This is a genomic window from Saccharothrix sp. BKS2 (assembly GCF_047689505.1).
In the GTDB taxonomy this organism is placed as follows: Bacteria; Actinomycetota; Actinomycetes; order Mycobacteriales; family Pseudonocardiaceae; genus Actinosynnema; species Actinosynnema lopnurensis.
On the sequence record NZ_JAUQOL010000009.1, the window covers coordinates 357144 to 383790 of the forward strand.

General features: G+C 73.6%; 20 protein-coding genes and 1 pseudogene. 11 read left to right on the forward strand and 10 right to left on the reverse strand.

The window, feature by feature from the left end:
- Positions 1 to 15 precede the first annotated feature (15 nt).
- The gene (locus tag Q5530_RS21495; RefSeq protein WP_415364546.1) at positions 16 to 1413 is read right to left on the reverse strand and encodes a serine hydrolase domain-containing protein; all 1398 of its coding nucleotides are present in this window, start codon (positions 1411 to 1413) and stop codon (positions 16 to 18) included.
- Positions 1414 to 1617: 204 nt separating this feature from the next.
- Entirely contained in the window at positions 1618 to 4638 is a 3021-nt protein-coding gene (locus tag Q5530_RS21500; RefSeq protein ID WP_415364548.1) for a GH92 family glycosyl hydrolase, read from the reverse strand.
- Positions 4639 to 4776: 138 nt separating this feature from the next.
- Here Q5530_RS21500 and Q5530_RS21505 point away from each other — a divergent pair, with 138 nt between their 5' ends.
- The 4 genes from Q5530_RS21505 (at position 4777) to Q5530_RS21520 (ending at position 8335) form a co-directional block, all read left to right on the forward strand.
- On the forward strand, positions 4777 to 5838 hold the full coding sequence (locus tag Q5530_RS21505) for a sensor histidine kinase (RefSeq protein WP_415364549.1): 1062 nt from the start codon (positions 4777 to 4779) through the stop codon (positions 5836 to 5838).
- The gene (locus Q5530_RS21510) at positions 5835 to 6968 is read left to right on the forward strand and encodes a hypothetical protein (protein WP_415364550.1); all 1134 of its coding nucleotides are present in this window, start codon (positions 5835 to 5837) and stop codon (positions 6966 to 6968) included. Before Q5530_RS21505 ends, Q5530_RS21510 begins: the two co-directional genes overlap by 4 nt.
- The gene (locus Q5530_RS21515; protein ID WP_380636964.1) at positions 6953 to 7603 is read left to right on the forward strand and encodes a response regulator; all 651 of its coding nucleotides are present in this window, start codon (positions 6953 to 6955) and stop codon (positions 7601 to 7603) included. The genes Q5530_RS21510 and Q5530_RS21515 overlap by 16 nt, the downstream gene beginning before the upstream one ends.
- Positions 7604 to 7702: 99 nt before the next feature.
- Positions 7703 to 8335 (forward strand): hypothetical protein, encoded by a 633-nt coding sequence (locus tag Q5530_RS21520; RefSeq protein ID WP_415364551.1) that lies wholly within the window; start codon positions 7703 to 7705, stop codon positions 8333 to 8335.
- Between the two features lie 34 nt (positions 8336 to 8369).
- Here Q5530_RS21520 and Q5530_RS21525 read toward each other — a convergent pair whose 3' ends face one another.
- Positions 8370 to 9170, reverse strand: a complete 801-nt coding sequence (locus tag Q5530_RS21525; RefSeq protein WP_380636961.1) for an SDR family NAD(P)-dependent oxidoreductase — start codon at positions 9168 to 9170, stop codon at positions 8370 to 8372.
- 95 nt (positions 9171 to 9265) lie between these two features.
- On the opposite strand from Q5530_RS21525, the gene Q5530_RS21530 reads away from it, so the two are divergent.
- The 3 genes from Q5530_RS21530 (at position 9266) to Q5530_RS21540 (ending at position 12646) form a co-directional block, all read left to right on the forward strand.
- The gene (locus tag Q5530_RS21530) at positions 9266 to 9853 is read left to right on the forward strand and encodes a TetR family transcriptional regulator (protein ID WP_415364553.1); all 588 of its coding nucleotides are present in this window, start codon (positions 9266 to 9268) and stop codon (positions 9851 to 9853) included.
- A 98-nt stretch (positions 9854 to 9951) separates the two neighbouring features.
- On the forward strand, positions 9952 to 11253 hold the full coding sequence (locus tag Q5530_RS21535; protein WP_415364554.1) for a glycoside hydrolase family 6 protein: 1302 nt from the start codon (positions 9952 to 9954) through the stop codon (positions 11251 to 11253).
- A gap of 202 nt (positions 11254 to 11455) precedes the next feature.
- Positions 11456 to 12646 carry an MFS transporter gene (locus Q5530_RS21540; protein WP_415364556.1) on the forward strand — a complete coding sequence of 397 codons (1191 nt, stop codon included), beginning with the start codon at positions 11456 to 11458 and terminating at the stop codon, positions 12644 to 12646.
- Positions 12647 to 12770: 124 nt separating this feature from the next.
- Here Q5530_RS21540 and Q5530_RS21545 read toward each other — a convergent pair whose 3' ends face one another.
- Entirely contained in the window at positions 12771 to 13448 is a 678-nt protein-coding gene (locus Q5530_RS21545; RefSeq protein WP_415364557.1) for a response regulator, read from the reverse strand.
- A complete protein-coding gene (locus Q5530_RS21550) occupies positions 13445 to 14545 on the reverse strand; it encodes a sensor histidine kinase (protein ID WP_415364559.1) in 1101 nt (366 codons plus the stop codon). The genes Q5530_RS21545 and Q5530_RS21550 overlap by 4 nt, the downstream gene beginning before the upstream one ends.
- Positions 14546 to 14678: 133 nt before the next feature.
- Between Q5530_RS21550 and Q5530_RS21555 the strand changes: the two genes are divergently transcribed.
- Positions 14679 to 15863, forward strand: a complete 1185-nt coding sequence (locus Q5530_RS21555; protein ID WP_415364560.1) for a serine hydrolase domain-containing protein — start codon at positions 14679 to 14681, stop codon at positions 15861 to 15863.
- Between the two features lie 55 nt (positions 15864 to 15918).
- Here Q5530_RS21555 and Q5530_RS21560 read toward each other — a convergent pair whose 3' ends face one another.
- From Q5530_RS21560 to Q5530_RS21570, 3 genes are read right to left on the reverse strand one after another with little or no spacing between them, the layout of a single operon-like run.
- The gene (locus Q5530_RS21560; protein ID WP_415364562.1) at positions 15919 to 16521 is read right to left on the reverse strand and encodes a hypothetical protein; all 603 of its coding nucleotides are present in this window, start codon (positions 16519 to 16521) and stop codon (positions 15919 to 15921) included.
- The gene (locus Q5530_RS21565; RefSeq protein WP_415364563.1) at positions 16518 to 16880 is read right to left on the reverse strand and encodes a hypothetical protein; all 363 of its coding nucleotides are present in this window, start codon (positions 16878 to 16880) and stop codon (positions 16518 to 16520) included. The genes Q5530_RS21560 and Q5530_RS21565 overlap by 4 nt, the downstream gene beginning before the upstream one ends.
- Positions 16881 to 16886: 6 nt before the next feature.
- Positions 16887 to 21839 (reverse strand): caspase family protein, encoded by a 4953-nt coding sequence (locus tag Q5530_RS21570; protein WP_415364564.1) that lies wholly within the window; start codon positions 21837 to 21839, stop codon positions 16887 to 16889.
- 101 nt (positions 21840 to 21940) lie between these two features.
- On the opposite strand from Q5530_RS21570, the gene Q5530_RS21575 reads away from it, so the two are divergent.
- The gene (locus Q5530_RS21575; protein WP_380636955.1) at positions 21941 to 22306 is read left to right on the forward strand and encodes an RNA-binding S4 domain-containing protein; all 366 of its coding nucleotides are present in this window, start codon (positions 21941 to 21943) and stop codon (positions 22304 to 22306) included.
- 42 nt (positions 22307 to 22348) lie between these two features.
- On the opposite strand, the gene Q5530_RS21580 is transcribed toward Q5530_RS21575, so the two are convergent.
- Positions 22349 to 24439 (reverse strand): cellulase family glycosylhydrolase, encoded by a 2091-nt coding sequence (locus Q5530_RS21580; protein ID WP_415364565.1) that lies wholly within the window; start codon positions 24437 to 24439, stop codon positions 22349 to 22351.
- A gap of 341 nt (positions 24440 to 24780) precedes the next feature.
- Here Q5530_RS21580 and Q5530_RS21585 point away from each other — a divergent pair, with 341 nt between their 5' ends.
- Positions 24781 to 24969, forward strand: coding sequence for a hypothetical protein (locus Q5530_RS21585; protein ID WP_415364566.1), 189 nt, complete (start codon positions 24781 to 24783; stop codon positions 24967 to 24969).
- 77 nt (positions 24970 to 25046) lie between these two features.
- Here the strand turns inward: Q5530_RS21585 and Q5530_RS21590 are convergent, their stop codons facing one another.
- Positions 25047 to 25724 (reverse strand): L-2-amino-thiazoline-4-carboxylic acid hydrolase, encoded by a 678-nt coding sequence (locus Q5530_RS21590; RefSeq protein WP_415364567.1) that lies wholly within the window; start codon positions 25722 to 25724, stop codon positions 25047 to 25049.
- Between the two features lie 693 nt (positions 25725 to 26417).
- Between Q5530_RS21590 and Q5530_RS21595 the strand changes: the two are divergent.
- A pseudogene (locus tag Q5530_RS21595) lies at positions 26418 to 26647 on the forward strand (1,4-beta-xylanase); the annotation flags it as partial.

Here is a 26647-nt window from a genome sequence, read left to right on the forward strand (position 1 = left end):
TCCCCGCGCAGTCTGTCAGGCCGCGGGGACCGCACCGCGCGACGAGCGCAGCCTCCCGGCTCGGACCACCACGACCAGCGCGCCCGCCACCGCCGCGACCGCCGCGGTGACCGTCAGGGGCAGCGGGAAGTAGGTCAGCTGCGCCCACGTGACGGCCCGGCCGCCCATCAGCGCGGACAGCAGGTCCGGGAAGGCGGCGAGGACGAGCGCGGGCAGCAGCGCCGGGAGGCACCGCAGCGCCGCCCGCCACGTCGGCGCGCCCGCGCGGCATCGCGCCCACGCCCCGGCGCGCCGCACGCCCAGGACGCCGAGCGCGATCGCGGCCAGGGCGATCAGGCCCAGCACCAGCTCGATCACCTGCCGCTCGCCGCCGACCCCGCCTGGCTCCCGTCCCCGGCTGATCGCCACGAGCCCTTCGACCACGGCGTAGGTGTCGTCGTAGAGCGCGGCGCTGTTGGTCAGCACCGCGAACCCGTAGCCGGTGTCCGGGTCGATCGCCTGCGCGGCCGTGTAGGTGAACAGGTTCCCGGAGTGCGCGAGCACGCCCAGCTCCTCGTCCGGCCCCCAGCCCATGGCGTAGCCGGCCACCGACGACGGGGTGTGCAGTGCGCGCAACCCGTCCGCCGACACCAGCGGCACCCCGTGGCCGGTCTGGGAGGCGAGCCACCGCCCCAGGTCCGAGGCGGTGGTGACCACGCCGCCCCCGCCGCCGGAGGCGTGGAAGCCCGGCAGCTCGGCCCGCGGCAGCCACACCCCGAACAGCGAGAGGTGGCCGTCGACCGGGCGCACCTCGGCCGAGGACACCCCGCTGCGGTCCATGCCGAGCGGGCCGAACACCTCCGACCGCAGGTACTCGGCGAACCCCCGACCGCTCGCCACCTCCACCAGCCGCGCCGCGACCTCGTAGTTCGCGTTGCAGTACCGGTAGCGGGTGCCGGGGTCGGCCGCGAGGGACTGGCCCGCCAGCCCGGTCACGTACGCCGCGAGCGACGACGAGCCCGCCAGCGCGTCGACGTCGACGGTGGTGTCCGAGAACCCGGACGTCTGGTTGAGCAGGTGCCGCACCGTCACCCGCCCGTACCGCGGATCGGCCATGGTGAACCCGGGCAACTGCTCCGCCACCGGCTCGTCCAACGCGATCCGGCCGTCCTCGACCAGGGTCATCACCGCGAGGGCGGTGAACGACTTGCTGAGCGAGGCCACCCGCATCGGGGTGTCCGCGGTGACCGGGTTGCCCTCCGAGTCGTGCCCGTAGCCCGCGGCGTGCACGACCCGGTCGCCCCGGGTCACCACGGCGGACAGACCCGGCAGGCCGGTGTCGCGCAGGGCTTCGGCCAGGTAGGCGTCGGCCCGGTCCGCGTCGAACGTGGTCGGTTCGGCGTGTGCGGCCGGCAGTGGGGCGAAGACTGCCACGAGCCCTACCACCAGGCCGAGAAGGGTTGATCTCACGGGGAGAACGTAGGAACCAGCTCCTTTCGGGGCATGGGGCGATCGACCAGGATCACCCCTGACGAAAGTCGTAGTGGGATGGGACGGACGGTCTCGGCGGGAGCTTGGGGGCGGCGGAAACCCGGGGGCGGCGGGAGCCCCAGGAAGCGGCAGGAGCCGGGGGGCAGGTCAGGGCATGCCCGTGCTGAGCGCGAACACCTTCGCGTTGGCGTTCGCGGACAGCACCAGCGAGGTGGCCTCGCGCGACGCGTCCAGCGGCACGGTCAGCCGCCAGATCCGCGCGGTGCGCCCGTCCGCCGTGCCGTCCGTGCGGTAGCGGGTCGTCGCGGTCACGGCGGGGCGTTCGCCGTGGCGCGCGGCCGGTGCGGCCCAGTCCGTGATCGACAGGGCGGTCTCGGTGACCCCGCCGTCCGCGTAGGAGGTGGTGAGGGTGAGGCGCTGGTCGCCGTTGACGGCGGTGGCCAGCAGTTCCAGGCTGCGGTAGCGGCCCGGGGTGAGGTGCAGTCGCTGACCCCGGGCGGTGAGGAAGTTCCGGGCCGTGCCGGTCGTGTCCGGCACGGTGGCGGCCACGTCGTCCACCGACCGCGTGCCGGGTGCCGGCAGCTGCTCGGCGGGGAAGCTCCAGCCCTTGCCGTCGAGATCGCCCTGCTGCTTGGCGTCCGCGGTCGCCGCACCGTCCACATCGTACTGACCTCCCAGGTCCTGTGCGCACCACGACCCGGAGGCCGTGCACGCTGCCGGCAGGTTCGGCACCGGCCCACTGGCCGGCCGCACGTGGTCGACGGGCACGTTGTCCTTGCCCCAGGACGTGTTCGGGGTGTCGCCCACATCCACGACCAGTTCTCCGCCACGTGTCACGAACCTCTCGGACAACCATGACGCGGGATGTGATCGTCGGTCAACCTCGACGGAGCGGATGTACACATTCGTGGGGGATGCGTTGGGGGACTTGATGGTTATGTCCGCACCACCGGGCCGGTCGAGGCGGGCGAAGGGGAAAACGGGGCTGGAGATGAGGAGTTCCGCCCGGCTCGGCGTCTGCGGGTACAGGCCCAGCGCCGCGAACACGTACCACGCCGACATGGTGCCCAGGTCGTCGTTGCCGGGCAGCCCGGCGGGACCGGTGCGGTACACCAGCGAGGCCATGGCGCGCACGGTCTCCTGCGTCTTCCACGGCTGCCCCAAACCGTTGTAGAGCCACGGGGTGTGGATGCCCGGCTCGTTGGTCGGGTCGTAGCGCAGCGGGTCCCCGCCCGTGGCCCACGAGCCGTCCGGGTCGCGGAAGAACGCGTCCAGCCGCCGGACCGCCTGCTCCCGCCCGCCCATCGCCGCGGCCAGGCCGGACACGTCGTGCGGCACCATCCACGTGTAGGTGGCGCTGGTGCCCTGCGCGAAACCGAGGTCCGACGACGGGCTGAACGGCCACGTCCACGTGCCGTCCGAGTTCCGCGCCTGCTGGTACCCGGTGTCGCCCGCGGCGGGGTTGAACGTGTTGCGCCACCAGCTCGCCCGCGGCAGCAGGGCGTCGCGCACGTCGGTCCGCCCGAGCCGCGCGGCCCAGTCGGCCAGCGCGAAGTCCGCCGCCGCGTCCTCCAGCGTCTCGGCCGCCCCGCCCCAGCAGTGGCAGGTGTCCTGCGGCGCGTAGCCCAGGCGCAGGTACTCGGCCAGGTTCGGGCGCTGCCCCTCGCACTGGCCGGGGCAGCCCCTGTCGGACAGGCCGTCCGGGTGCGGCACGGTGGCCTGGCGGACCAGCGACTCGAACGCGCCCCGGACGTCGAAGTCCCGCGCCCCCATGGCGTACATGCCCGCCAGCGCGGGCGCGGACGGGTCGCCGGTCATCACGTGCGTGGGTCCGTTGACGTGCACCCACCGGTCCCACACGCCGCCGTTGTGGCGGGCCAGGTTGAGCAGGGACTGGGCGTAGTCCGAGGCGACGCGCGGTTCGAGCAGGGCCAGCAGCTGGGTCTGGGCGCGGTACTGGTCCCAGCCGGAGAAGTTGCCGTACTGCGCGCGTTGGCCGCGTTCCAGGCGGTGCACCCGCCGGTCGCCGCCGAGGTAGGCGCCGTCGACGTCGCTGGTCACGTTGGGTTGCAGGAAGGCGTGGTAGAGAGCGGTGTAGAAGGTGGTGCGCAGCTCGTCCGTGCCGCCACCGACCTCCACGGCGCGCAGTTGGCGCGCCCACTCGCGGCGGGCGTCGGCGGCGACCGAGTCGACGGTCTCGCGGGCGCCGATCTCGTGGTCGAGGTTGCGCCGGGCGGCGTCCGCGCCGGTGTAGGAGATGCCGACGCGCATCCGGACGTCGGTGTCCGAGGACGTGTCGAACGTGACGTAGCCGCCGGAACCCCGACCCTGCCGGGCCGCGCCGGTCTCGTAGCCCTCGCCGCCGGAGGCCGTCGTCGTGCCGGGCCGCAGGTCGCCGTCCACCCAGGTGCCGGTGCCGGAGAAGGCGCGGTCGAAGGAGGCCGTGAAGTGCAGGCGGTAGTAGGTCTTCTTGTTGTTCGCGCCGCCGTTGGCGCGCCGCCCGCAGAACGCGCCGGTGAGCACGGAGCCGGACACGGTCCGCCGGTCGGGGTCGATGACGACCTCCGCGTCCTCGCTGCCGTTGAGCGAGTTCGAGACGCGGAACAGCAGGGCGGCGGGCCGGTCCCGGGGGAAGGCGAAGTCGCCGACGCCGGCCCGGGTGGTCACGCTCAGGTCGGCCGAGGCGCCCGAGGCCAGGCCGACGCGGTACCGGCCGGGCGTGGCGGTCTCGTCCTCGTGCCGGAAGTCGGCGGCGTAGACCTCGTCGCGCACGTCCGCGGTGGGCGAGCCGGTGACCTCGCCGACGAACGGCATGATCGGCACGTCGCCGGCCGCGCCGGGGTGGCACCCCGCGCCGTTGACGTGGGTGAGGCCCAACCCGCGCACGCGGGTGGCGTCGTACGCGTAGCCGTTGGCGGCGCCGGTGTTGGTCTGGTCCCCGCGCGTGGTGGTCGGGCTCCACGAGATCATCCCGAACGGGCGGACCGCGCCGGGGTAGGTGTTGCCGCCGCCCGCCGACCCGACGAGGGGGTCGACGTACCCGACGGCGTCCCGCACGACGTCGCGCCCCGCGTCACCCCCTGCGCCCGGTACCCGCTCGGCCGTCGCGGGCGTCACCGCGCCCGCCAGGAGGACGACCGCCACGCCCGCTGTGATCAGAGCCCGCATACCCCGAGGTCTACCCCGATCGGGCGAGCGGGCGAAAGGCGTCGGGGGGAATCCTGTCCGGTTGTCAGGGGAGCGCTCCCGGCTGTTCGGGGGTACGTCACTCGCGGGTCACCGGAGGGGCCGGGTTAGGGTCGCGGGGTGTCGGGGCGGGGTGAGGCGGAATTCCTGGCCGCCATCGCGCGGTCGGCCGGACCCGTTCGCGGCGTCGGCCTCGTCCTGCTCAGCGCCTTCGGCGCGCTGTCGCTGCCCGGGGACGCCCTGCCGGCCGCGCTGGGTGTGTTCGCCCTGGTGCTGATCGGCGCGGTGGCCGACTTCGGGCCGCGGGGACCCGCGCTGGTGCTCGCGGGCGTCCGGGTGGCGGCCGTGTGCGCGGCCCAGGCGCAGCTCGGCGGCACCGGGCAGTGGGCGCTCAACGTGCTCACCACCACCGCCATCACCCTCCAGTGGGAGTGGTCGCCGAGGGTCACCGCGCCGGCCACGGTCGTGCTGCTGGCCGTGTACACCGCGGTGGTCGGCTGGGACGGCTCGGCGGTGCTGCGCGTGGTGGTCGAGTGCTCGCTCGCGCGGTTGGCGTTCCGGCTGCTGCTCGGCACCACCCGGCGGGTGGACGCGCTGCGGGCCCGCCGGGCCGCGCTGGAGCGGGCCGAGGCGGTGGCGCTGGAGCGGCACCGGCGCGACCGCGAGTACCTGGCCCTGCTGCACGACACGGCGTCGGCCACGTTCCTGGTGGTCGCGGTCGGCGGGCGGGACGCCGACCCCGCCGAGGTCGCGGGCTACGCGCGCCGCGACCTGGAGCTGCTGACCGCGCCGGGCCCGGCGGGCGGTGGTGACGTGGACGTCGGCACGTCCCTGCGGGCCGTGGTGGAGGGCAGCCGGCTGGCGGTCGACGCCCGCTGGGACGAGGTGCTGGTACCCGTCCCGGTGGCGTTGGCGCTGGTCCGGGCGACGAGGGAGGCGCTGCTCAACGTCGAGCGGCACGCGGGTGTCCGGCGGGCCAGGGTCGACGTGGCGGCGCGCGGGAGCGGCGTGGAGGTGGTGGTGGCCGACGAGGGGCGGGGGTTCGACGTGGCGGCTGTGTCGGACCACCGGCGCGGGGTGCGCGGCTCGATCGTCGAACGGCTGGCGGCCGTCGGCGGGTACGCCGAGGTGACCTCCGGGCCGGGCGGCACGACGGTGCGGGCGGGGTGGCCCCGGCCGTGACCGCCAACTCGCGGCTGGTGCTGCTGGCCGTCGCGGCCGTGATCCAACCGGGACTCGGGCTCGCGCCGATGCTCGACCACGACCACCACCCGGTGGCCTGGCTCGCGTACGCGCTGTTCGCCCTGGTCACGCTGGGGTGCGCGGGGTGGGTGGCGCGCCGCCGGACGCTGCCGGCCCCGGTGGTCGCCGGCGGGGTGGTCGCGGTGTTCGCGGCCTCGGCGATCGCCACCTGGGCGCTGCCGCCGGACGACCACTTCGGGCCGGCGCACTGGTCGTTCGGGCTGGTGGGGTGGCAGCTGCTGCTGTTGCTGGGCGACCGGCTCGGCGTGCTGCTCGCCGCGCTGTCCGCGCACGTCGCGCTGAGCGTGGTCCAGTGGGTGCTGGCCGGGGTGCCCGATCGGGTGGAGGTCGGCGGCGCCGGGGTGGTGCTGCTCGGCGTGACCAGCTTCCAGGTGGGCACCCTGGTCATCCTGCGGATGCTGCTGCGCGCCGAGCGGCAGGCCGACCTGATGGCCGCCGAGCAGGAGCGCGCCACCACCCGCGCCGTCGTGGCCGAGCAGTGGGAGCAGGACCTGCACACCCGGTTCGCCGGGCGGTTGGGCACGACGTTGCCGCTGCTCGCGGACCTGGCCGACGGCGTGCTGGACCCCCGCGACGAGGGCACCCGGCTGCGGTGCGCGCTCGCGGCCACGCAGCTGCGCAGGCTGTTCGCCGAGCACGACGACGTGCCGGACCCGCTGGTGCACGAGGTGGCGGCGTGCGCGCACGTCGCGGAGCAGCGCGGGGTGGCGGTGTCGCTGGCGGTCAGCGGCGCGTCGGTGCCGGTGCCCGCCGAGGTGCGGCGCGCGCTGACCGCACCGGTCGAGCTGGCGCTGGCCGCCGCGCGGGCGCGGGCCCGGGTCAGCCTGCTGCGGACGGGGACCGAGGTGCGGGTCGCCGTGATCTCCGACGCCGCGGTGCCCGACACCCCGGGCCCCGACACCTCGGGCCCAGACACCCCGGGCCCAGACACGCCGGTACCCGACACGCCGGTCCCGGGTCCCGGGGGAACCGCGCCGGGCCCGGTGGAGGTCGAAACCGGCACGTACGGTGAACACACCCGGATGGAGGTCCGATGGCGGGCGAGCTGAGCGCGGTGGTGGTGGACGACCACCCGGCGGTGCGCGCGGGCGTCGCCTACTGGCTGTCCACGGGCACACCCCCGATCCGCGTCGCGGCGAGCGGCGACGACGTGCGGGCGGCGTGGCTGGGCGAGGGCGCGGACGCCGACGTGGTGATCCTCGACCTGCACCTGGGCGGCCCCACGCCCGTGCTGGGCGACCTGCGCCGGCTGGTGGAGGCCGGGCGGCGGGTCGTCGTCTACTCGATGCGCGCGGACGACGACATCGTGCTCCAGTGCCTGGAGCTGGGCGCGCTGTGCTACCTGACCAAGGCGGAGGGCGCCGAGCACCTGGTGCGGGCGGCGCGGGCGGCCGCGGAGGGCCGGGCGTACACGCCGCCGTCGCTGGCCGGCGCGCTGGCGGGCGACCGGTCCGACCACCGGCCCGCGCTGTCGGCCCGCGAGGTCGAGGTGCTGGTCGAGTGGTTCCAGTCGGAGTCCAAGGACTTCGTGGCCCAGCGCCTGGGCATCTCCCTGAGCACGGTCAACTCGCACCTGGAGCGCATCCGGATCAAGTACGCGCTGATCGGGCGGGAGGCGCCGACGAAGGCCGCGCTGGTGGCGCGGGCCATCCAGGACGGCCTGATCGGCGTGGACGACCTGTGACCGGTCGTGGCGCGTGGTTGTGGTGCGAACGACCGACAGCGCGGCCGGCCGACCGGGGTTAGCATCCCGGCCATCCCCAGCGCAGCCAGGAGACCCGTCTTGACGCACGCCCGCACCGCCCCGCTCGTCGCCGCCTGCGCCGCCGCCCTGCTCCTGTCCGCCTGCGGCAGCGAGACCGGCGGCACCGCGGCGCCCGAGCCCACCACCGACACCACCACGACCGGGACCACCACCGAGACCTCGGAGACCACCTCGTCGTCGGCCGCGGCGGAGGCCGGTGGCGACGTGACGGCGCCCGGCACGGAGTTGGAGGTCGGCGACCGCGCGGTGGTGCCCTTCAAGTACGGCACGACCAAGACCGGCACGATCGCCCTCACCGTCACCGCGATCGAGCAGGGCGACAACGCCGACCTGGCCAAGTTCGGCGACAAGGCCCAGGGCATCACCCCGTTCTACATCCGGGTGACGGTGGAGAACGTCGGCGGCACCGACCTGTCCTACAGCTCGGTCAGCCTGCGCGGCCTCGGCTCGGACGGCCGCGGCACCGGCGTGATCATCAGCGGCGACACCGACCGGTGCGAGTCGGAGACCGCGGCCCGCGACTTCACCGCGGCCGGGGCGAAGTACGAGACGTGCGTGCTCCAGGCCGCGCGCGAGGGCTCGAAGGTCGTCGCGGCGAGCTTCACCGACAGCGACGACTACAAGGACGACCCGGTGGTGTGGCAGGGCTGACCCCCGGGGCCGGAGGTGGGCGACCGGGGGCCGCTCACCTCGACCCGCGCCCGCTCACCGAGCCCATGACCAGCACCGCGCGTCGCCGGGTCAGCAGCCGGGACCCGCCGGAGAGCACCCGGTTCCGCCGGCCCGACACCACGCTGGGCGGGGGCGTGCGGCGGTCCAGCACGCGCAGCGCCGTGTCCACGACCGCGCGCGGCGACTGGCGCCCGAAGCCGCCGTCGGCCCCCTGGTTGCCCAGGACGTCGAAGAACTCGGTCTCCGTCGCGCCGGGCGAGAGCGCCAGCACGCGCAGCCCCGTGCCGCGCGACTCGTGCCACAGGGCCTCGGTGAAGCTGAGCACGAACGCCTTGGTGGCCGCGTAGACGGCCAGGTTCGGCGCGGGCTGGTAGGCGGCGACGCTGGCGACGTTGACCAGCACCCCGCGCCCCTCCTCGCGCAGCCGCCCGACGAACGCCCGGCTGATCTCCACCAGGTTCACCGCGTTGAGGGTGACCTGGGCCGCGAGCCGGTCGGGGTCGGCCTCGTGGAACGGGCCGAAGGTGCCGAACCCGGCGTTGTTGACCAGGCCCGTCACCCCTAGGCCCCGCCGCCCGACCTCCTCGGCCAACGCGCGGCCCGCGCCGGGCACGCCGAGGTCGAGCGGGATCGCGGTGGCGCGGACGCCGTGCCCGGCCAGTTCGGCGGCCAGGGTCTCCAGCCGGTCGCGCCGCCGGGCGACGAGGACGAGGTCCGAGCCGCGTTCGGCGAGGGCCCTGGCGAACTCGACGCCGATGCCGGCGCTGGCGCCGGTCACGAGGGTGGTCTGGCCGCGGTAGTCGACAGCGCTCACGACGTGCTCCCTGGGGTCGGTTGACCGCACCCTACGCCACTAATGACACTCAGTGCCACAAGCGCACTTCGGTGCCCGGTCGTACACTGACCCGCATGAACGACCCCGGCCTGCGCGAACGCACCCGACGGGCCGTGCGGACCGAGATCGCCGCGGTGGCCATGCGCCTGTTCCTCGACCGCGGCTTCGACCGGGTGACGATCGACCAGGTGGCCGCCGAGGCGGGGGTGTCGCGCCGCTCGCTGTTCCGGTACTTCGACACCAAGGAGGACCTGGTCCTGGGCAACCTGGCCGACAGCGCCGAGGCGGTCCTCGCCGCCCTGGAGGCGCGCCCGGCCGGGGAGGACGCGTGGACCGCCCTGCGCGCGGCGTTCCAGGTGCTGGTCGAGAACCCGGCCTTCTCCGCCGACCGGACCACCCGGACCTGGCGGATGCTGCGCGAGACGCCGTCCCTGCGCGCCCGCTACCTGGAGAAGCACCTGCGGATGGTCGACCTGCTCGTGCCGCAGGTCGCGCGCCGGCTGGGCGTGGCACCGGGCGGGCCGCCCGACCCGCGCCCGACCGCGATCGTCACCTCCGCCCTGGCGTGCCTGGACACGGCCGTCGGGGTGTGGGCCGCGAGCGACGGCGAGCAACGCCTGGAGGACCTCTACGACCAAGCGGTGGCCGCCGTTCGGAGCTGATCCCGCCGGTCACGGCCGCTGTACCGTGACAGTGCCGCCACCCGTGCACGACGCAGTGATCGGGGGTCAGCACCATGCGTTCTCCCACTCGCGGACGGTTGCCGTTGGTACTGGTGGCCGCCCTGCTCGCGTTCGGGCTGACCGGCACCGCGAGCGCCACCGGCCGCGTGGACAACCCGTACGCCGGTGCCCGCGCCTACGTGAACCCCGAGTGGTCCGCGCGGGCCGCCGCCGAGCCGGGCGGGGCCGCCGTGGCGGGGCAGCCCACGGCCGTGTGGCTGGACAGCATCGCCGCCGTGAGCGGTTCGCACGGCCGGATGAGCCTGCGCGACCACCTGGACGAGGCGCTGCGCCAGGGCGCGGACCTGGTCCAGGTCGTGCTCCACGACATCCCCGGCCGGGACTGCGGGCGGCTCAACACCAACGGCGAGCTGACCTTCGACCAGCTGCCGGCCTACCGCGCCGAGTTCGTCGACCCGATCGCCCGGGTGCTGGGCGACCCGGCGTACGCCCGCCTGCGGGTGGTCGCGGTGGTCGAGCCGAACTCGCTGCCGTTCCTGGTCACGCACGTGCAGCCGCGTTCCGAGGCGACCCTGCGCTGCGAGCAGGTCAGGGCGTCCGACGCGTACCACCAGGCGATCGGGTACGCGCTGGCGCGGCTCGGCGCGATCCCCAACGTCCACAACTACCTGGACGTCGGCCACCACGGCCACCTGGGCTGGGACGACTACCGGGCGGAGTTCGTCCAGGTGCTGGTGCGGGCCGCGGGCACGGCGGGCAGCACGCTCGCGGACGTGCACGGGTTCGTGGCCAACACGTCGAACTACTCGGCGCTGGACGAGATCCACCTGACCAGGACCACCGTCGGGGGCCAGTCGATCCTCCAGAGCCGGTGGGTGGACTGGAACCCGTTCGTCGACGAGCTGTCCTACGCGGAGGCGCTGCGCCGCGAGCTGGTGGCGGCCGGGTTCGACCCCGGTGTCGGCGTGGTGGTCGACACCTCGCGCAACGGGTGGGGCGGGCCGAACCGCCCGACCGGGCCGAACGACTGGACCTTCGACGTCAACACCTACGTGGACACCAGCCGCCTGGACCGCCGGCTGCGCGTTTACAACTGGTGCAACCAGGTCGGCGCGGGGCTGGGCGAGCGGCCCGCGGCCTCACCCGTGCCCGGGGTGGACGCGTACGCGTGGGTGAAGCCGCCGGGCGAGTCCGACGGGGCGAGCAGCCCGCTGCCCTACCCCGGCGAGAACCACGACCGGATGTGCGACCCGAACTACGACGGCCCGCCCAGGGGCTCGAACAGCCCGTCCGGCGCGGCGCCGAACACGCCGCCCGCCGGGCAGTGGCACCCGGCCGGTTTCCGGGAGCTGCTGGCGAACGCGCACCCGCCGCTGTAGGGCCGGTCCGGGCGATTTCACGTCCGCCGTGGCCCCCTGCGCTCGGGCACGCCCGGGACGCGGATGCGGTCAGCGCGACCGTGTGAGCAGGGGCACCCGGCCGCGGCGGGGCGTGGCCGGTGCGTGGCCGATAGAATTGTTCTGATTGCTAATCAATTGTCCGGTCACCGTCGACTCGGGACAGGTGACAGGAGTTCTCCGCATGGTCATGACCGTCGAGCCCACCGCGGTCCGCCGGGGCAGGGCGGTGGGCGCGCTCGCGCTGGGCGGGTTCGCCATCGGCACCACCGAGTTCGCCACCATGGGCCTGCTGCCGCAGATGGCGGAGACGTTCGGCCTCTCCATCCCCGCCGCGGGCCACGCCATCAGCCTCTACGCGCTGGGCGTGGTCGTCGGCGCGCCGCTGATCGCCGGGCTGGGCGCGAAGCTGCCGCGCAAGGGGCTGCTGATCGCGCTGACGATCGCCCTGGCCGTCGGCAACGGACTGTCCGCGGTGGCGCCGAACGGGACGCTGCTGATGGTGTCCCGGTTCGTGGCGGGACTGCCGCACGGCGCGTACTTCGGCATCGCCGCGGTCGTGGCGGCCGCGCTGGTGCCGGCGGAGCGCCGGGGGACGGCGGTGGCCCGGATCATGGTCGGGCTGACCGTGGCCAACCTGGTCGGCGTGCCGGTGGTGACCGCGGCCGGTCAGCGGATCGGGTGGCGCGTGGCCTACCTGGCGGTGGCGGTGGTCGCGCTGGCGACCGCGGTGGCGCTGGCCCGGTGGCTGCCGCGGGTGCCCGCCGCCCGGGACGCGGGCGTGGCCGCCGAGCTGCGCGCGTTCCGCCGGCCGCAGGTGTGGTTCGCGCTGGTCACCGGCACGGTCGGGTTCGGCGGCATGTTCGCGGTCTACTCCTACATCTCGCCGCTGACCACCGAGGTGGGTGGGCTGCCCGCCGGCGCGGTGCCGTGGGTGCTCGCGGTGTTCGGGCTGGGCATGACGCTCGGCGCGACGTTCGGCGGGCGGTTCGTGGACCGGTCGGTGATGGGGACGGTGTTCGGCGGGCTGGTCGCGGTGACGCTGGTGCTGGTCGGGTTCGGGCTCACCGCCGCGTCCCCGGCGTTCGCGATCACCTGGGTGTTCCTGCTCGGCTTCACCTCGCAGGTGCTGGCCTCGGCGTTGCAGCTGCGGCTGATGGACGCCTCCCCCGACGCTCCGTCGCTGGCATCGTCGTCGAACCACTCGGCGCTGAACATGGCCAACGGCGCGGGGGCGTGGCTGGGCGGCGTCGCCATCGCCGCGGGCTGGGGCTACACCTCGACCGCGTGGGTCGGCGTGGCCCTGAGCCTGGCCGGTCTCGCGGTGGCGGGGCTGTCGGTGGCCGTCGAGCGCCGGGCGGCGGTGCGCGCCTGAAGGGGTGCGCGAATGTTGAACTCACCCGTCCTGAACGTGGGACACGGGGGTCCTGGACGTACGACTCGCGGGGGTTGGTAACCCGGTGGTGGGCGTGTCGGCGGGATAAGAGGGGGTGGGTGGGTCAGCTCGGTTCGGTCATCGGGACGATCAGGCCGCTCTCGTAGGCGACCACGACGGCCTGCGCCCGGCTCGACAGGCCCAGCTTGCCCATCGTCCGCTTGACGTGCGTCTTCACCGTCGCCTCGCTGAGCACCAGGCGCTGGGCGATCTGCGCGTTGGTCAGGCCGTTGCCGACCAGGCGCAGCACCTCGGTCTCGCGCGCGGTCAGCACGTCCAGGCCCGGCACGGCCGCGGCGGGGGTCCGGTGGTGCCGCGCGTAGGTCTCGATCAGCTGGTGGGTGATGTGCGGCGCGATCAGGATGTCGCCCGCGGCGATGGTGCGGACCGCGGAGAGGATGCGCTCCGGCGGCGTGTCCTTGACCAGGAACCCGGCCGCGCCCTCGCCCAGCGCGGTGTAGACGTACTCGGGGAGGTCGAACGTGGTCAGCACGACCACGCGCGGCGGGTCCTCGCCCGCGGCGGCCAGGATGCGCCGGGTCGCCTCGATGCCGTCCAGCACCGGCATCCGGACGTCCATCAGCACCACGTCCGGCGCGGTCCGGGCGGCCAGCGCCACCGCCTGCCCGCCGTCGGCGGCCTCGCCGACCACCTCGAAGCCCGGCGCGGCGGTGAACAGGGCCACCAGGCCGGCCCGGATCAGCGCCTGGTCGTCGGCCACCAGCACGCGGATCGCGGTCACGCCGCGCCCACCGGCAGCCGCAGCACCACGCCGAACCCGCCGGCGGGCAGCGGACCCGCGGTGAGCACCCCGCCGTACAGCTCGGCGCGCTCCCCCATGCCGCGGATGCCGTGCGAGGTCGGGGACGCGACCGCCGGGCCGCCCGCGCCGTCGTCGGTGACCTCCAGGGTGAACGTCCGCTCCCCGTAGTCGAGGTGGACGCGCGCGCTCGCCGGGCCCGCGTGCTTGAGCACGTTGGTCAGCGACTCCTGCGCCACCCGGTACGCGCACAGGTCCGGCCCCGGCGGCAGGTCGCGGGCCTCGCCGCTGACCCGCACCTCCACCGCCAGGCCCGCGCCGCGCGCCCGCTCCACCAGGTCGTCCAGGGCGGCCAGGCCCGGCTGCGGCGCGCGGGCCCCGCCGTGGTCGACCCGCAGCACGTCGAGCAGGCGGCGCAGCTCGGTCAGCGCCTCCCGGCTGGTCTCCCCCACGGTCTCGATCGCCTGCCGCGCGGTGGCCAGGTCGGTGTCCAGCACGTACCGCGCCACGCCCGCCTGGAGCGAGATCACCGACATGTGGTGCGCCACGACGTCGTGCAGCTCCCGGGCGATGCGCACCCGCTCGTCCGCCGCCGCCCGCGCCGCCCGGTCGGCCAGCCGCTCGGCGCGCTCCGCCCAGCGCCTGGTGCCCTCGCCCAGCGCCCACGCGCCCAGCACCACCAGCACCGACTGGGCGACCTCCGACCACCCGATCTCCGGGACGAGCCGGACGTAGCTGAACACCACGGCCAGCGCCGCCGCCGCTGACACCAGCCCGGCCACGTACCGGGGGCGCAGCGTGGCGACGGTGAACACGCCGATCAGCGCGCCCACGCCCGCGTTGGGGTAGGTCCCGTAGCCGGAGGAGCTGTAGGCCACCAGCGCGCCCAGGACGACCGCCGACACCGCCACCGGCGCGAGCTGGCGCAGGGCCACGGGCGCCACGGTCAGCGCGGCGAGCACGTGGACGAGCAGCCCCTCGCGCCCGCCGCCGTAGTCGTTGACGGTGATCAGGGTGAGCCCGGTCAGCACCGCCGCCAGCAGCACGTCCAGGCGGATCGCTTTGGGTTCGACGCGCACCGCGCCAACCTAGCCGCGCCCCGGGTCCGTCGTCGCCACCCCGCGGGCTGATCCCGCGCTACCCCCTCGGGGGTAGCCGAAGATGCCGTCCAGGGGCGACGACCGCGGCCACCCGGGTCCCTAGTTTCGAGGCATGAGGCGATTCACGGTGGCACTGACGATCGCGGCGCTCGGCGTCGCCACGGCGGGCGCGGCGAGCGCGGGCCCGGGGACCCGGACGCTCCAGCGGCACGCCGACGCGCTGCTGGCCCAGGGCGCGCCCGGCGTGCTGGTCGAGCTCGACACCCCGCGCGGCGACCTGCGCGTGCGCAGCGGGTACGGGAACGCGGACCGGAGGACGCCGGTGCCGTGGGACGCGAAGTTCCGCATCGGCAGCTACACCAAGACGTTCGTGGCCGCGACCGCGCTCCAGCTGGTCGGCGAGGGCCGGCTGTCCCTGGAGGACACCGTCGAGCGCTGGCTGCCCGGTGTGGTCGCGGGCAACGGGCACGACGGTTCGAGGATCACCGTCCGGCAGCTGTTGCAGCACACCAGCGGCCTGCGCGACTACGTGGGCCTGATGCCGAACCTGTTCAAGGAGGAGGACTTCCGGCGCACCCGGTTCGACACCGTCACGCCGGAGCAGGCGGTCGCGCTCGCGCTGCGGGTGCCGGCGGACTTCGCGCCCGGCGCCGGCTGGAAGTACTCCAACACCGGCTACGCCCTGGCCGGCATGGTCATCGAGCGGGTCACCGGCAACTCCTGGCAGGAGGAGGTGGAGCGGCGCGTCGTCGAGCCGCTCGAACTGCGCGACACGTCCCTGCCGGGCACCTCGCCGGTCATCCCGAGGCCCCACGCGGTCGGCTACGAGCGGTTCCCCGAGAAGGGGCTGGAGGCCGACCCGGCGGACCCGAGGTACGGCGAGGCGATCGACGCGACCGCGTTCAACCCGTCCTGGGGCGGCGCGGCCGGTGAGATGATCAGCACCACCGGGGACGCCAACCGGTTCCTGCGGGCGCTGGTGCGCGGCGAGGTGCTGCGGCCGGCGCAGCTGGCGGAGATGCGCCGGACCGTGCCCGCGCCGGCGTTCGAGCAGGCGTGGCCGGGCGTCCGGTACGGGCTGGGCATCATGTTCGTCCCGAACTCCTGCGGCGGCCACTGGGCCCACGGCGGCGACATCATGGGCTTCATGACCCGCAACGGCGTCACCCCCGACGGCGCGCGCAGCGTGGTGGTGTCGATCAACACCGACTCGATGGTGCCGGCGCCGGGCGCGCCCGCCCACCGCGGCGACCCGGCCTTCGAGCTGGTCGAGCACGCGCTGTGCGACGTGCGGTGACCTGCGCCGTTGGGACGCGGGGGCGGTGGTGTCCGGACGCCACCGCCCCCGGCGGTCAGGGACAGGTCTTGGTCGGGGCCACCGAGGCCGCGGCCCAGGCCGGGAGCGTGCGCAGCTGCCGGTCCTTCCCCTGCCCCGTCCACACCGCCACGCCACCCGGGCCTGCGCTGACCAGCTCCCCGCACAGCGTCGTGGTCGACGTGCTCACCCTGACCAGGTTGGGTGGTGGAGGGGTCGCGTTCACCCAGGCGACACCGATCGCGGCGGCTCCGAGCGCGACACCGAGGACGCAGCACACCGCGGCCGCCCTGAGGAAGCCGCGCACCTTGACGACCTCGGCCTCGGTCCACGTCCGCAGCCGCTCGGGGGTCAGGTAGATCTTCGTCCCGACCCACCCGTGCGAAGCGCGCACGGCCAGCAGCGCGCCCACCACCAGCAGGAGGAACGCCCCGGCCGCCAGGAGCATCGCGGTGTTCCGCGCCGCCGGGGACAGGTCGGCCAGGTTCTCCCGCCCCTTGAGCACCGCGAGCCCGGCGAGCAACCCGGCCAGCGCCGTCAGGCCGGTGCGCCAGCCCTCGGCCACCCGCCGGAGTTCGTCCAGCTGGGAGAACTCCAGCTTGCGGGCCAGCTCGCCCCAGCGCCGGTTCGACGTGCTCACGCCCCGTCTCCCCCGGCCTCGGCCGGCGTCCCGGCCTTGACCCGCCAGCTGGCCCCACAACCGCGGTAGGTCGGTTCGGCCGGTTCGTCGGGGTGGGGGTAACCGCACTCGCAGAAGTGCTCACCCCCGTGCAGGAGATCGGGCACCTCCGGCTGCCTGCGGCGGAGGGGGAACAGCCCCTTGGTCCCGGTGCCCGGGGTGCCCCACGAGTACTCGCTGGCGGTGTGCCCGTGGCACCTCGGGCACCGCCCCTCGACGGTGATGGCGCGGGACGCGTCGTCGAACCCCTGGGTGAACTCCGCCTCAACCTCGCCCAGGTAGTGCTCGTGGTAGGGGATTTCGAAGTCGTGCTCGGGCACTGCCGTTCAGCCGTCCTGTCCTGGGTCGGTCCGGTCGGGGGCGGGGAGGTCGGGGGCGGGGAGGTCGGGGGCGGGGAGGTCCGGCGACGAGAGGTCCAGGCCGAACATCTCCGCGTAGCGGTGCAGGCGTTCCACCACCCACTCCGGGGTCGCGTCGATCTCCGCCGCGACGAAGGCGACGTGACCCGGGTCGACCACGCCCTCGACGGCCGGCAGCCTGCCGTCCAGGTACCGGGAGAGGATCGCCAGGTCCTGCCAGCGCGGTATCTCGTCCGGGACGTGCGAGATCTCGGGCGCCGGCATCAGGGGCAGGAACGGGCGGATGCGCTCCCAGGTGCGGCTCACGGGTTCGCCCAAGCGGGCGGCGATGCTCACCAGGTCCAGCGGGACCAAGGGTTCGTCGGGTGCGGTGAGGCGGTGACCACCGTCCAGGGCGACCAGGTCGCGCTCGTCGACGGTGGTGTTCCTCAGCTCCGCGAGTGCGGCCGGGGCGAGATCCGGCACCGGGGCGCCCAATGGGCGGTACCGGGCCAACTGCTCGTAGGCGGCTCCGGCGGTCAGCTTGGTCCCCGACGTGTACTGCGCCAGGGATTTCTCGGTCAGGGGGGCCCAGGTCTGATCCCCGAATTCGTAACCATCGTAGTCCTCCCGTGGGAGCAACGCGCCTTCCTCGTGCCACGTCGGACGGAGGTCGTCGATCTCCTCGGGAAGGGCGACCTCCGGCAGGCCGAACCGCACAGCCGTACTCCTGTACAGCTCCCGAACCCCACCGATCGACTCCCCCAGCTTGACCGCCGCGGTGAACAGCGAACGCGTCATCGCCTCGGTGTCGAGACGCACCGCAGCTGCGGAATCGGTCCCGGTGAGAACGTACTTGGTCCTCAAGGGAAGATCCCGCCAAGCCGTGAGGAGTCGGACGTCGTCCGGCACCCCGATCCCCACTTCCCGCAGCTCCTCGACCACCCGCTCGACGGTTTCCGCGTCGGCGTCTTGGGGCAGCACCTCGGCCAGCTCCGGTAACCCGAATCCGTGGTCGACGGGAAGTTCGTAGTCGTGGGCTTGGAGCACCAGGGCCCTGATCTCGGGGGACAGGACGCTGTCTCCGGTATCGGACTCACTCCACCGACGAGCGCACCGGAGGCCGAAACCCCTCGCCACCTCGACCAGTTCGCGCTCCGCCTTGCCCAGGGCGACGTCCTGCTTCGCGGCCAAGGCGGCCACCGCGATCCAACTCAACTCGTCCTTGCCCTGGTGGACACGCAGCACGTTCGCCAGATCCACCTCCAGCGCCACCCACTTGTCGACCTCCGATGGCTCCGGAGGGTGCCACCCGAGCCATCGGAACCTGGCCAGGCAGTCGAGGACGTCCCTCGGGGTGAAGCCGTGTTCCGCGCACACCTGCTGCACGTCCTGTGGGTATTCGACCCTCCGCAGACGCCGCGTGTGGGCCGTCTCGTTCCCGATGAACAACATCGCGGACTCGTCTGCGGTGCAGACATGACGCCGGTGGTGCGGAGGGACCTCGGGCAGGGCTTCTCGCCGCAACGGGTCATATCGGGAGCACCACTCGACCAACCAGCCGAGGGGGCGGCTCAACCGCCGGGAAGCCGCGACCAGGCCGCGGAGGTCGTCCATGGCGTACCGGCTCATCTCCTCCGCGATCGCCTCGTCCACAGGCCCCGCCGACCAGTCCAGGTCGCCCGGCACGGCGGAGGGCGGCGCCAGCCTCGGATGGACGATGCGGAGCCGTCGCAGGCTGCGCACCACTTCGGCGACCGAGGTCGCCCGCCCCCTCGCATTCCGCACCGCCGACAGCCATGTCCACCGCTCTTCGTTGGCCAGCGCTGCATCACCCGGTTCGGGGATCGGGTAACCGACGAGGGAGTCCGGAAGGGCAACGTTTCTCATCCAGTGCGCTGGTCGGTTGCCCAACACCGCTGTACGCCAGGGCATCAGCTGGGACCTGACGAATCCGCCGTACGTGTGCCTGACCGACCCGATCAACTGTCGGTCGTAGGAGAAGATGCCGGTCGCGTCGAGGTCGCACCGGAACTCGTCGGAGGGGCGCACCGGCACCCGAAGATCCCTGCCGCGCAGCTCCTGCCACACTTCCCCGGCAACCATGGAGCTGTTGGACTCCAGGTTCCACAGCCACTCCATGGAGAACCCGGACCACTCCGGCAGGCGTCGCGCGCCTTCCCGCCAGATCCGCTTCGCCCACTCCTCGTCGTAGGACTGGAGCTCGTTGCGGCTGACGCTGAGGGTGCCGGCGTGCTCACCGGTCAGGTTGAGGACGTACCCGTAGGGCCGCTTGTCGGTCGCGACGCCGTCGCAGAGGATCGCGCCCTCCCCGTTGACCCACCACAGCACACCGGGCACGGCCTCGTACTGCCCCTCGGCCCCGTGCACGCCGGACAGGTGGAGCTTCTTCGCCTCCCAGGTCACGGGCTCCAGGTCGTCCTCGCGCACCTCCAGCTCGAACTCGCTGACCTTGATCAGCGACCGCAGCACCGCCACACAGGACACGGTCTCCAGCTCGGGGTCGTCCCGCAGGTACAGGCGCACGCGGGTGCCGCCCTCACCCCGGCGGTCGCCGGCCCCGGTGTGGGGCTGGATGCGGAACAGGCTGCCGCTGCCCGGGATGTCCACCCGCAGCGCGCCCGGCGCCGAGTCGCCCTCGGGGGTCACCTGCCGGGTCACGAGGGCCATCTCGTCGGCGAGCATGAAGTAGCTGAAGACGCCGATGCCGAAGCGGCTGTTCGGGTAGAGCAGCAGGTCCGGGTCCGCGCGCAGCCACTCCGCCTGTTCGCGCCGGAACGACTTGGAGCGCTCGAACCGGCTGCCGGCGCGGGTGAAGGTGTTGGTCAGCTGCTCGCGGCCCATGCCGACGCCGTTGTCCCCGCACTCGATGTACCGGCCGCGCTCGTCGACGCCCTGCTCGACGACGATGCGGCCCCGCCACTCCGGTGGGTGCCGTCCCGTCAGGCGCAGGAACCTCCAGCGCATCTCGCGGTACCGGCAGGCGTCCATCGCGTTCTGGTACAGCTCGCGGATGGCCAGTGCGGAATCGCCGTAGAGCTGCTTGCCCATGAGCAGGCCGCGGACCTCGGTCTGGGCCAGGGTGAACCGGAGCAGCGGCTTCTCGTAGGCGTCCTGGCCCCCGTCGAGCACGCGTGGTCGCACCTCGTTGGCGGTGACGCGCCTCGGCACCCCCGCCGGCAGCGCCGCCTCCGGCCCCTCGCCGGGTTTGCGCAGGCGGACCACCAGGCGGTCGGCCCGGTCCGCCAGTTCCTCCAGCGCGGCGTGGACGGCCGGGTGGGGGCAGGAGAGGTCCATGTGCCACCCCTCGTCGTCGGCGCTCCACCGCAGCGAGCGCACGAGGGCGACGACCTCCTTGGGCTCCACGTGGTCCGACACGGCCAAGTGCTCGGCGATGACCTCCGGCAGGACCCGGACGTCGACCGCCAGGGCGCTGGCCACGCGCAGGAGCGCGGACAGCAGGGACTCTCGGAGGACCTGGTGCCCCTCGGGCAGCCACACCTTGCGGGGCTTGCCGCCGGGCTGGTCGCGCGGGAGCTCCGCCCCGATGCCGGCGGCCAGCCTGGTCAGCACGCCGGACAGCTCCTCGACCCTCCCCTCGTCGGGGCCGAGCAGGTTCCGGGCGAACCTGGTGGCCGGCTCGCCGGGGACGGGCTTGTCGTCGATCTCGAAGCGCTCCGCGATCCACTGGTTGACCAGCCACGACGCGACGCTCTCGCGATCGGTGGCGCGGCGACCGCCCCGGCCGAGCTTGTCGGTGATGTGGGCGTGCTGGTCGTGCACCTGCTCCAGGTACCTGCGCAGCGGGGTGGCCCTCGGTAAGCGCTCGGGTTCCATCGGGTGGGCGTCGACCGCCTGGCTGCGCAGCACCGCCCAGGCAGCCTCGCGCAGGAGCACGGCGGCGGCGAGCACGGTCACCTCGACCGCCGACAGCCGCGCCTCACCCGGCGCCACCTGCGTCAGCCTGGACAGCAGCCGGGGGACGAACGCGTCGTCGGCCCACGGGTCGGGGAAGTGGGCGTGCCCGACCCGGGCCTTCGAGGCGGTGGCCTCGACGAGCGAGAGCAGGCACCCGCGCAGGCGCTCCGCGAGCTCCTCGTCGCACGGCTCCCCGAGGGCCCACAGCTGCCGGTCGACCACCGCGTCGCGCCAGTTCTCCAGCAGGTGGCTGCCCTCGCAGATCTCCGCGCCGGGGGTTCGGTCCTCCCGACCGGCGCCGTAGCGGATCTGCACGTGCTGCGCCGCGCTCCCGTACCTGCGGGACAACCGCTCGGTGACCGCCCTGGCCTCCAGGTAGACCTCGTTCACCTGCCGGGGCACCGACATGCCGGACAGCGCCTGGGCCAGCCCCCTGGTGAAGAAGCTGCCGTCCTCCGTGTAGCCGCAGCGCTCGTCGATCCCGCACCCGATCATGACGGCGAAGTGGTCCGCGGGCACACCCCAGTCGATGCCCTGGCCGGCCACCCTGCCCTGGCCGAACAGCTCGTCCTCGCTGTTCGCCTCGTCGCGGCACGCGTCGAGCAGCCACAGGACCGTGCCGGCCCGGCACCCCTCCAGGTAGGGGCCGATGTCGGCGGGCAGCAGGGAGTCGAGGTAGGGGCGGGTCCACTTCGGGTCGCGCGGTGCGCGGGCGTCGGCCGGGACCAGGTAGTCCACGCCGTCGATCCGCACGCCGTGCCCGGTGAAGTAGACCAGCAGCGTGCCGCCCTCGGGCACGTCGCGGGCGGTTTCGAAGATGCGCGTGCCGATCTCCGCGCGACCGACCCCGTCCACCACGCGCACGTCGTAGCGGGACTCCTCCAGCGCCGCCCGCATCCGCTTCAGGTCGACCTCGACCGACGGGGTCAGCGGCGGGAACCACGAGGTGGCGCCGGGGGCCTCCGCCACGCCGATGAGCAGGGCCGTGCGATCCGTGGCCACGCATGTCCTCCTACGCCGCGCCGAGCACCGGACAGGGCGGACAGCCTAGGACAGGCGGCCCCCGTGCCCTGGACGGACGCGCGGGAGGCCATGATGGGGGCGTGGAATCCACCCGTGTGGACCGCTGGCTGTGGGCGGTCCGGCTGACCAAGACCCGGAGCGACGCCGCGGACGCCTGCCGGGGCGGGCACGTGCGGGTGAACGACCGGCCGGCGAAGGCCGCGACCACCGTGGTGCCCGGTGACGAGGTGCGGGCCCGGGTGGGGAACGTGACGCGGGTCGTGGAGGTCGTGCGGGTCATCCAGAAGCGGGTGGGGGCGGCCGAGGCCGCCGCCTGCCTCATCGACCGGACGCCCAAGCCGCCGCCCGAGGCGCTGGTGCCGGTGGCCCGCCGCGAGCGGGGCGCCGGGCGGCCCACCAAGCGGGAGCGCCGGGTGCTCGACCGGTTCCGCGAGCAGGGGTCCTGACGCGGCGGGCCGGACCTCCGCCGAGGTCCGGCCCGCGGCGGCTCAGGCGGTGGTGCCGGTGACCGAGGAGCCGGACCTGGTGACGTAGTAGGTCACCTTCGCGCCGCTCCAGTAGTGGAAGGTCAGCGTCACCCGTGCGTTGTCGTTGACCTCGGCGAAGAAGTCCGCGGTCAGCGTGGTGGCGCCGGTGGTGTAGTTCGGCGCGAACGCCCGGTCGAACTCCTTGAACGACGTCCAGTTGTGCGGGCCCGCGTTCGTGCCGTCGGCGTACTTGGCCTCCATGGTGGCCAGCAGGTCGCCGCGGAACGCGGTCGGGATCGCGAACGACGCGGTCGTGCCGGTCGCGTTCTGGAGCACCGGGGTGTCGTGGGTGAGGACGTTGATCCGCCACGGCACGCCCTGCGAGAACCGCGCGTGCAGCACCGCGTTGACCCCGTAGGCCCGCGACCCGGTCAACCGGGTGAGCAGGGACGCGCTGAGGGTCAGCTGGTCGCCCGACACCGTGTAGTCGGTGCCGCGCACCAGCTCGGTGGTGCCGTGCCGCAGCCCGGCGAACGAGGTCCCGTTGGTGTTCAGGGTGATCGTCTTGGCCGTGATGGCGCTCGACTTCGCGTTGAACACCTGGTCCGTGGACGCGGTGCCCGACCGGGTCGTCCAGCTCGACTTGATCTGGGCGAACAGCTCGGGGTCGCTCCACTGGAACGAGGTGCGGCCGAAGTGCTGGCCGTTGTCCCACAGCATGGTGGTGATCTTCTTGGCCCTGGCGTAGTGGCCCAGGTACTCGAAGAACTTCAGCTTCTCGCCCTGCTGGATGGTGCCGGTGTGCCGGTCGAAGCCCAGCAGGCCGAACTCGCCCAGGATCACCGGGACGCCGCGGGCGACGAAGCTGTTGTACACCCGGTCGAACGCGCCGACCAGGTCCTGCTGGGCGGTGGCGTCGAAGCGCGTCCCGCCGGCCACGTTCACGCTGAACGGCCAGTAGCCGTAGTAGTGCACGGTCGCGATGATGTTGCGGTCGTTCAACGCGGCCAGCGTGGTGTTCAGCTCGTCCACCCGGGCCTGGTCGGCCGAGGTGTGCAGGGTCGGCAGGACCAGCAGGCGGGTGGCGTTGCCGCCGCCCGAGCCGCGCACGATCGAGTGGAACGAGGTGTTGAGCTGGTGGAGCAGCTCGGCGTTCTGCGCGTCGCCGGAGCTGTTGCTGAACTGCGGCTCGTTGACGCTCTCGAACACCAGCTTCGACGAGGAGTCGCGGAACGCGGAGGCGATCTGCGTCCAGGTCGCGTTGTAGCGGGCGAGCACGCCGGTGCGGTCGGCGGGCATGCCGGAGATCCACTGCCACGAGTCGTGGTGGATGTTGATCATCACGTAGAAGCCGTCCGCCAGCGCCCAGCCGACGACCTCCTTGACCCGGGTCAGGTAGGCCGCGTCGATGGTGTAGCCCGGCGCGCCGCCCTGGTGCTGGCCCCAGGTGACCGGGATGCGGATGCTCTTGTAGCCCTGCGCCCTGATGTTGTCGAGCAGCGCCTCGGTGACGCGCGGGTTGCCCCACGAGGTCTCGTCGGCGCCCGTGGCGTCGAAGGAGTTGCCGAGGTTCCAGCCGGGCTCCATCGCGGCGACCGCGGCCATCGCGTCACCCGCGGGCGGGTTCGTGGTCGTGGTCGTCGTCGTGGTCGTCGTCGTGGTGGTGGTCGTCGTGGTCTGGCCGTTGCAGGTCACGCCGTTGAGCGCGAACGACGAGGGGGGCGTGTTCGTGCCGGTCCACGTCCCGTTGAAGCCGAAGGAGACGGTGGCACCGGTGGCGATCCGGGCGTTGTAGCCGACGTTGGTCGCGGTGACGTCGGCGCCCGACGAGGCGACGGTGGCGCCCCACGCCTGCGTGACCCGCTGGCCCGACGGGAACGACCAGGTCAGCCGCCACCCGTCGACCGGGTCGCCCAGGTTCGTCACGGCGACGTTCCCGCTGAACCCGCCCTGCCACTGCGAGGGCGTCGTGTACGCCACCCGGCAGCCCGCCGCCGCCTGGGCGCTCGTGGCCGCCACCAGGCCCGTGCCCGTGACGACCGCGACGACGCCGGTCACCAGCAGGCCGAGCCACCAGCGGATCGTTCGTGTTCTGCCGCGCAAGTCGGCCATGGCGCTCCTCGTTCGTCGCAGGGGGCAGCGGGGAGGAGGGAACCGAGCGCGCGTCTGCCACCGGGCACTGCGGCGTGTTCCGGTGCTGCCTCGCAAGATGTTGACCGCGGCGCACAACGGGCACAAGGGTTTCGACTCAAATCGACGAGGTGCGGGCGTCGCGTCAACGCGGTGTTTCGAATGCCCCCGAAGGCGTTCGACGGAGTGTCGATCCCGTTCGACGAACGCGCTGTCGAACGCGCGGGGGCCACGGTCAGGTGAAGACCGGTCCGGTCAGGTGGAATTCGGCTCCCAGCGGGTACACCGTGCGTTCAGGCACCGACGACACCGGAGGAGCCACCGTGGAACGCGGCAGCGCACAGCACGGCCCGATGATGGACGACCAGCTCAAGCAGGAGTTGGAGAACGAGCTGCGGGGCAGCCGGGCGACGCGCGCCCAGGAGTGGAGCGACCCCGAGTTCCCGGACGCGGAGGAGGCGCGGGAGCTCGGCCTGGACCAGCCCTCGCGCCCCGAACGCCCCGGGAGTTGACCCGTGGCGGGGTCGGGTGAGCACCCGACCCCGCCGCGGCCCCGCACCCGGGGCGATCATCCATCCACTGTGGACCGTCAGGCCCGGTCGGGGGTCACCCGGCTGAAGTGGAACGGGCAGTGCGTGCCGCCCGTGCCGATCGTGGTCGCCCGGTCGAACCGGAAGCCGTGCCGGTCCGGGTCGATCGCGTCGATCCAGTTCCGGTCGAACTCGCACAGCACCGGCGCCAGCTCCGGCGCCGCGTTCGCCACGAGCACGTCGTAGTAGAAGCAGCGGTGCACGTCGGCGTGGAACCGGCGGTCGTCGTCGACCGGGTGGCGGAAGGTGAACCCGACGCCGAACGAGGTCGTCTCGCGGTCCCTGGCCAGCGCGACCATGGCCCGGTACGGGTCCGGCTCGGCGTCGAGCGCCGCCCGGACGGCCTCCCGCACGACGGGGGCAAGCGGTTCGACGAAGGCCGCGCGCACGACCCCCAGGGCCTCGTCGTCGCCGAGGTGGGGTCGCAGGAGCTCCCAGGCCGCCACCAGGACCAGCGTCATGCGCAGGTTGTGGCGGGCGGGTTCGTCCACGACCAGGTGCCGGTTGGCGGCCACCAGGCGCTCGTGGCGCTCGCGGACCGCGGCGGGGAGGTCGTCGGGCAGGCCGCGCTCGCGGGTCACGGCGGTGAGGTGGGCCAGCACGCCGTCGACGACCGCGGCGGTGTCGGCGTCGGGATCGGGGACGTAGTGGTCCTGGGTGCGGTGGTCGGTGGTCACGTCTCGCTGTCCTTCCGGGATGACCCGGTCCCGAGGAACGGACGCGGTGCCACCCGGGAGGGGTCGACCGGCCGTGCTCGCGACCAGGCGAGCACACCGGCGCACTCCACCGACCTACCGGCGCCGACGAGCTTCGTGTTGTTGTTGGCGCCGCCATGCTACCCGCGCGACGGGCCCGCGCGCCGCGTCCGGACGGGCGCGGGACCGTTGCGCCGGACGGTCGAGACCGGGGCCGGTAGGCCGAGCACGACGGCACCCGTTCGGTCCTCTTAGGACGTACCGGCTCGACCGGGTGGAGGAACCCGGTACGACGAGCGCGCCGGAGAACCCGACCACCGGGCCCGTTTCCCCGAAATCTTCGTTATTTGTTTCGAAACGTTTCGACTGAGTCGACCTTCCTCGGACCAGGACAGGGCACCACCTCGAAGATCCACGGAGGCGGGCCTTGTACAGGGCCTGAGCTGCGATTCCAGCATTTCTGAGCCGATCGCGTTCCGCAGAACCATGCGGCCCCTGACCACGAAGCAGGGCCACCCCGCCCAGGGCAAGCCGCGAACTTCGGCCTCTTCCACGCTTGCCAGGCAGATCTGTTTCGGTTGATACTGCTGAAAGTTTCAGGCCGGATGCGGTCGGGTGCCGCCCCCGATGGTCTCCGCCTGCCCGATCAACAGCGCTCCCCAGAAGGTGCCAAACATGAAGCTGACAGCGAAGTCAGTGTCACGAGTCGCGCTCGTGTCGACGCTCGTGGCCGCCTCGGCCGGCGCCGTGGTGCTGGCCGCGACGCCCGCCAGCGGCGCCGCCACCACGCTCGCCGCGGCGGCGCAGCAGAGCGGCCGCTACTTCGGCGTGGCGGTGGCCGCGAACAAGCTCAGCGACTCGACCTACGTCGGGATCGTGAACCGCGAGTTCGACTCGATCACGCC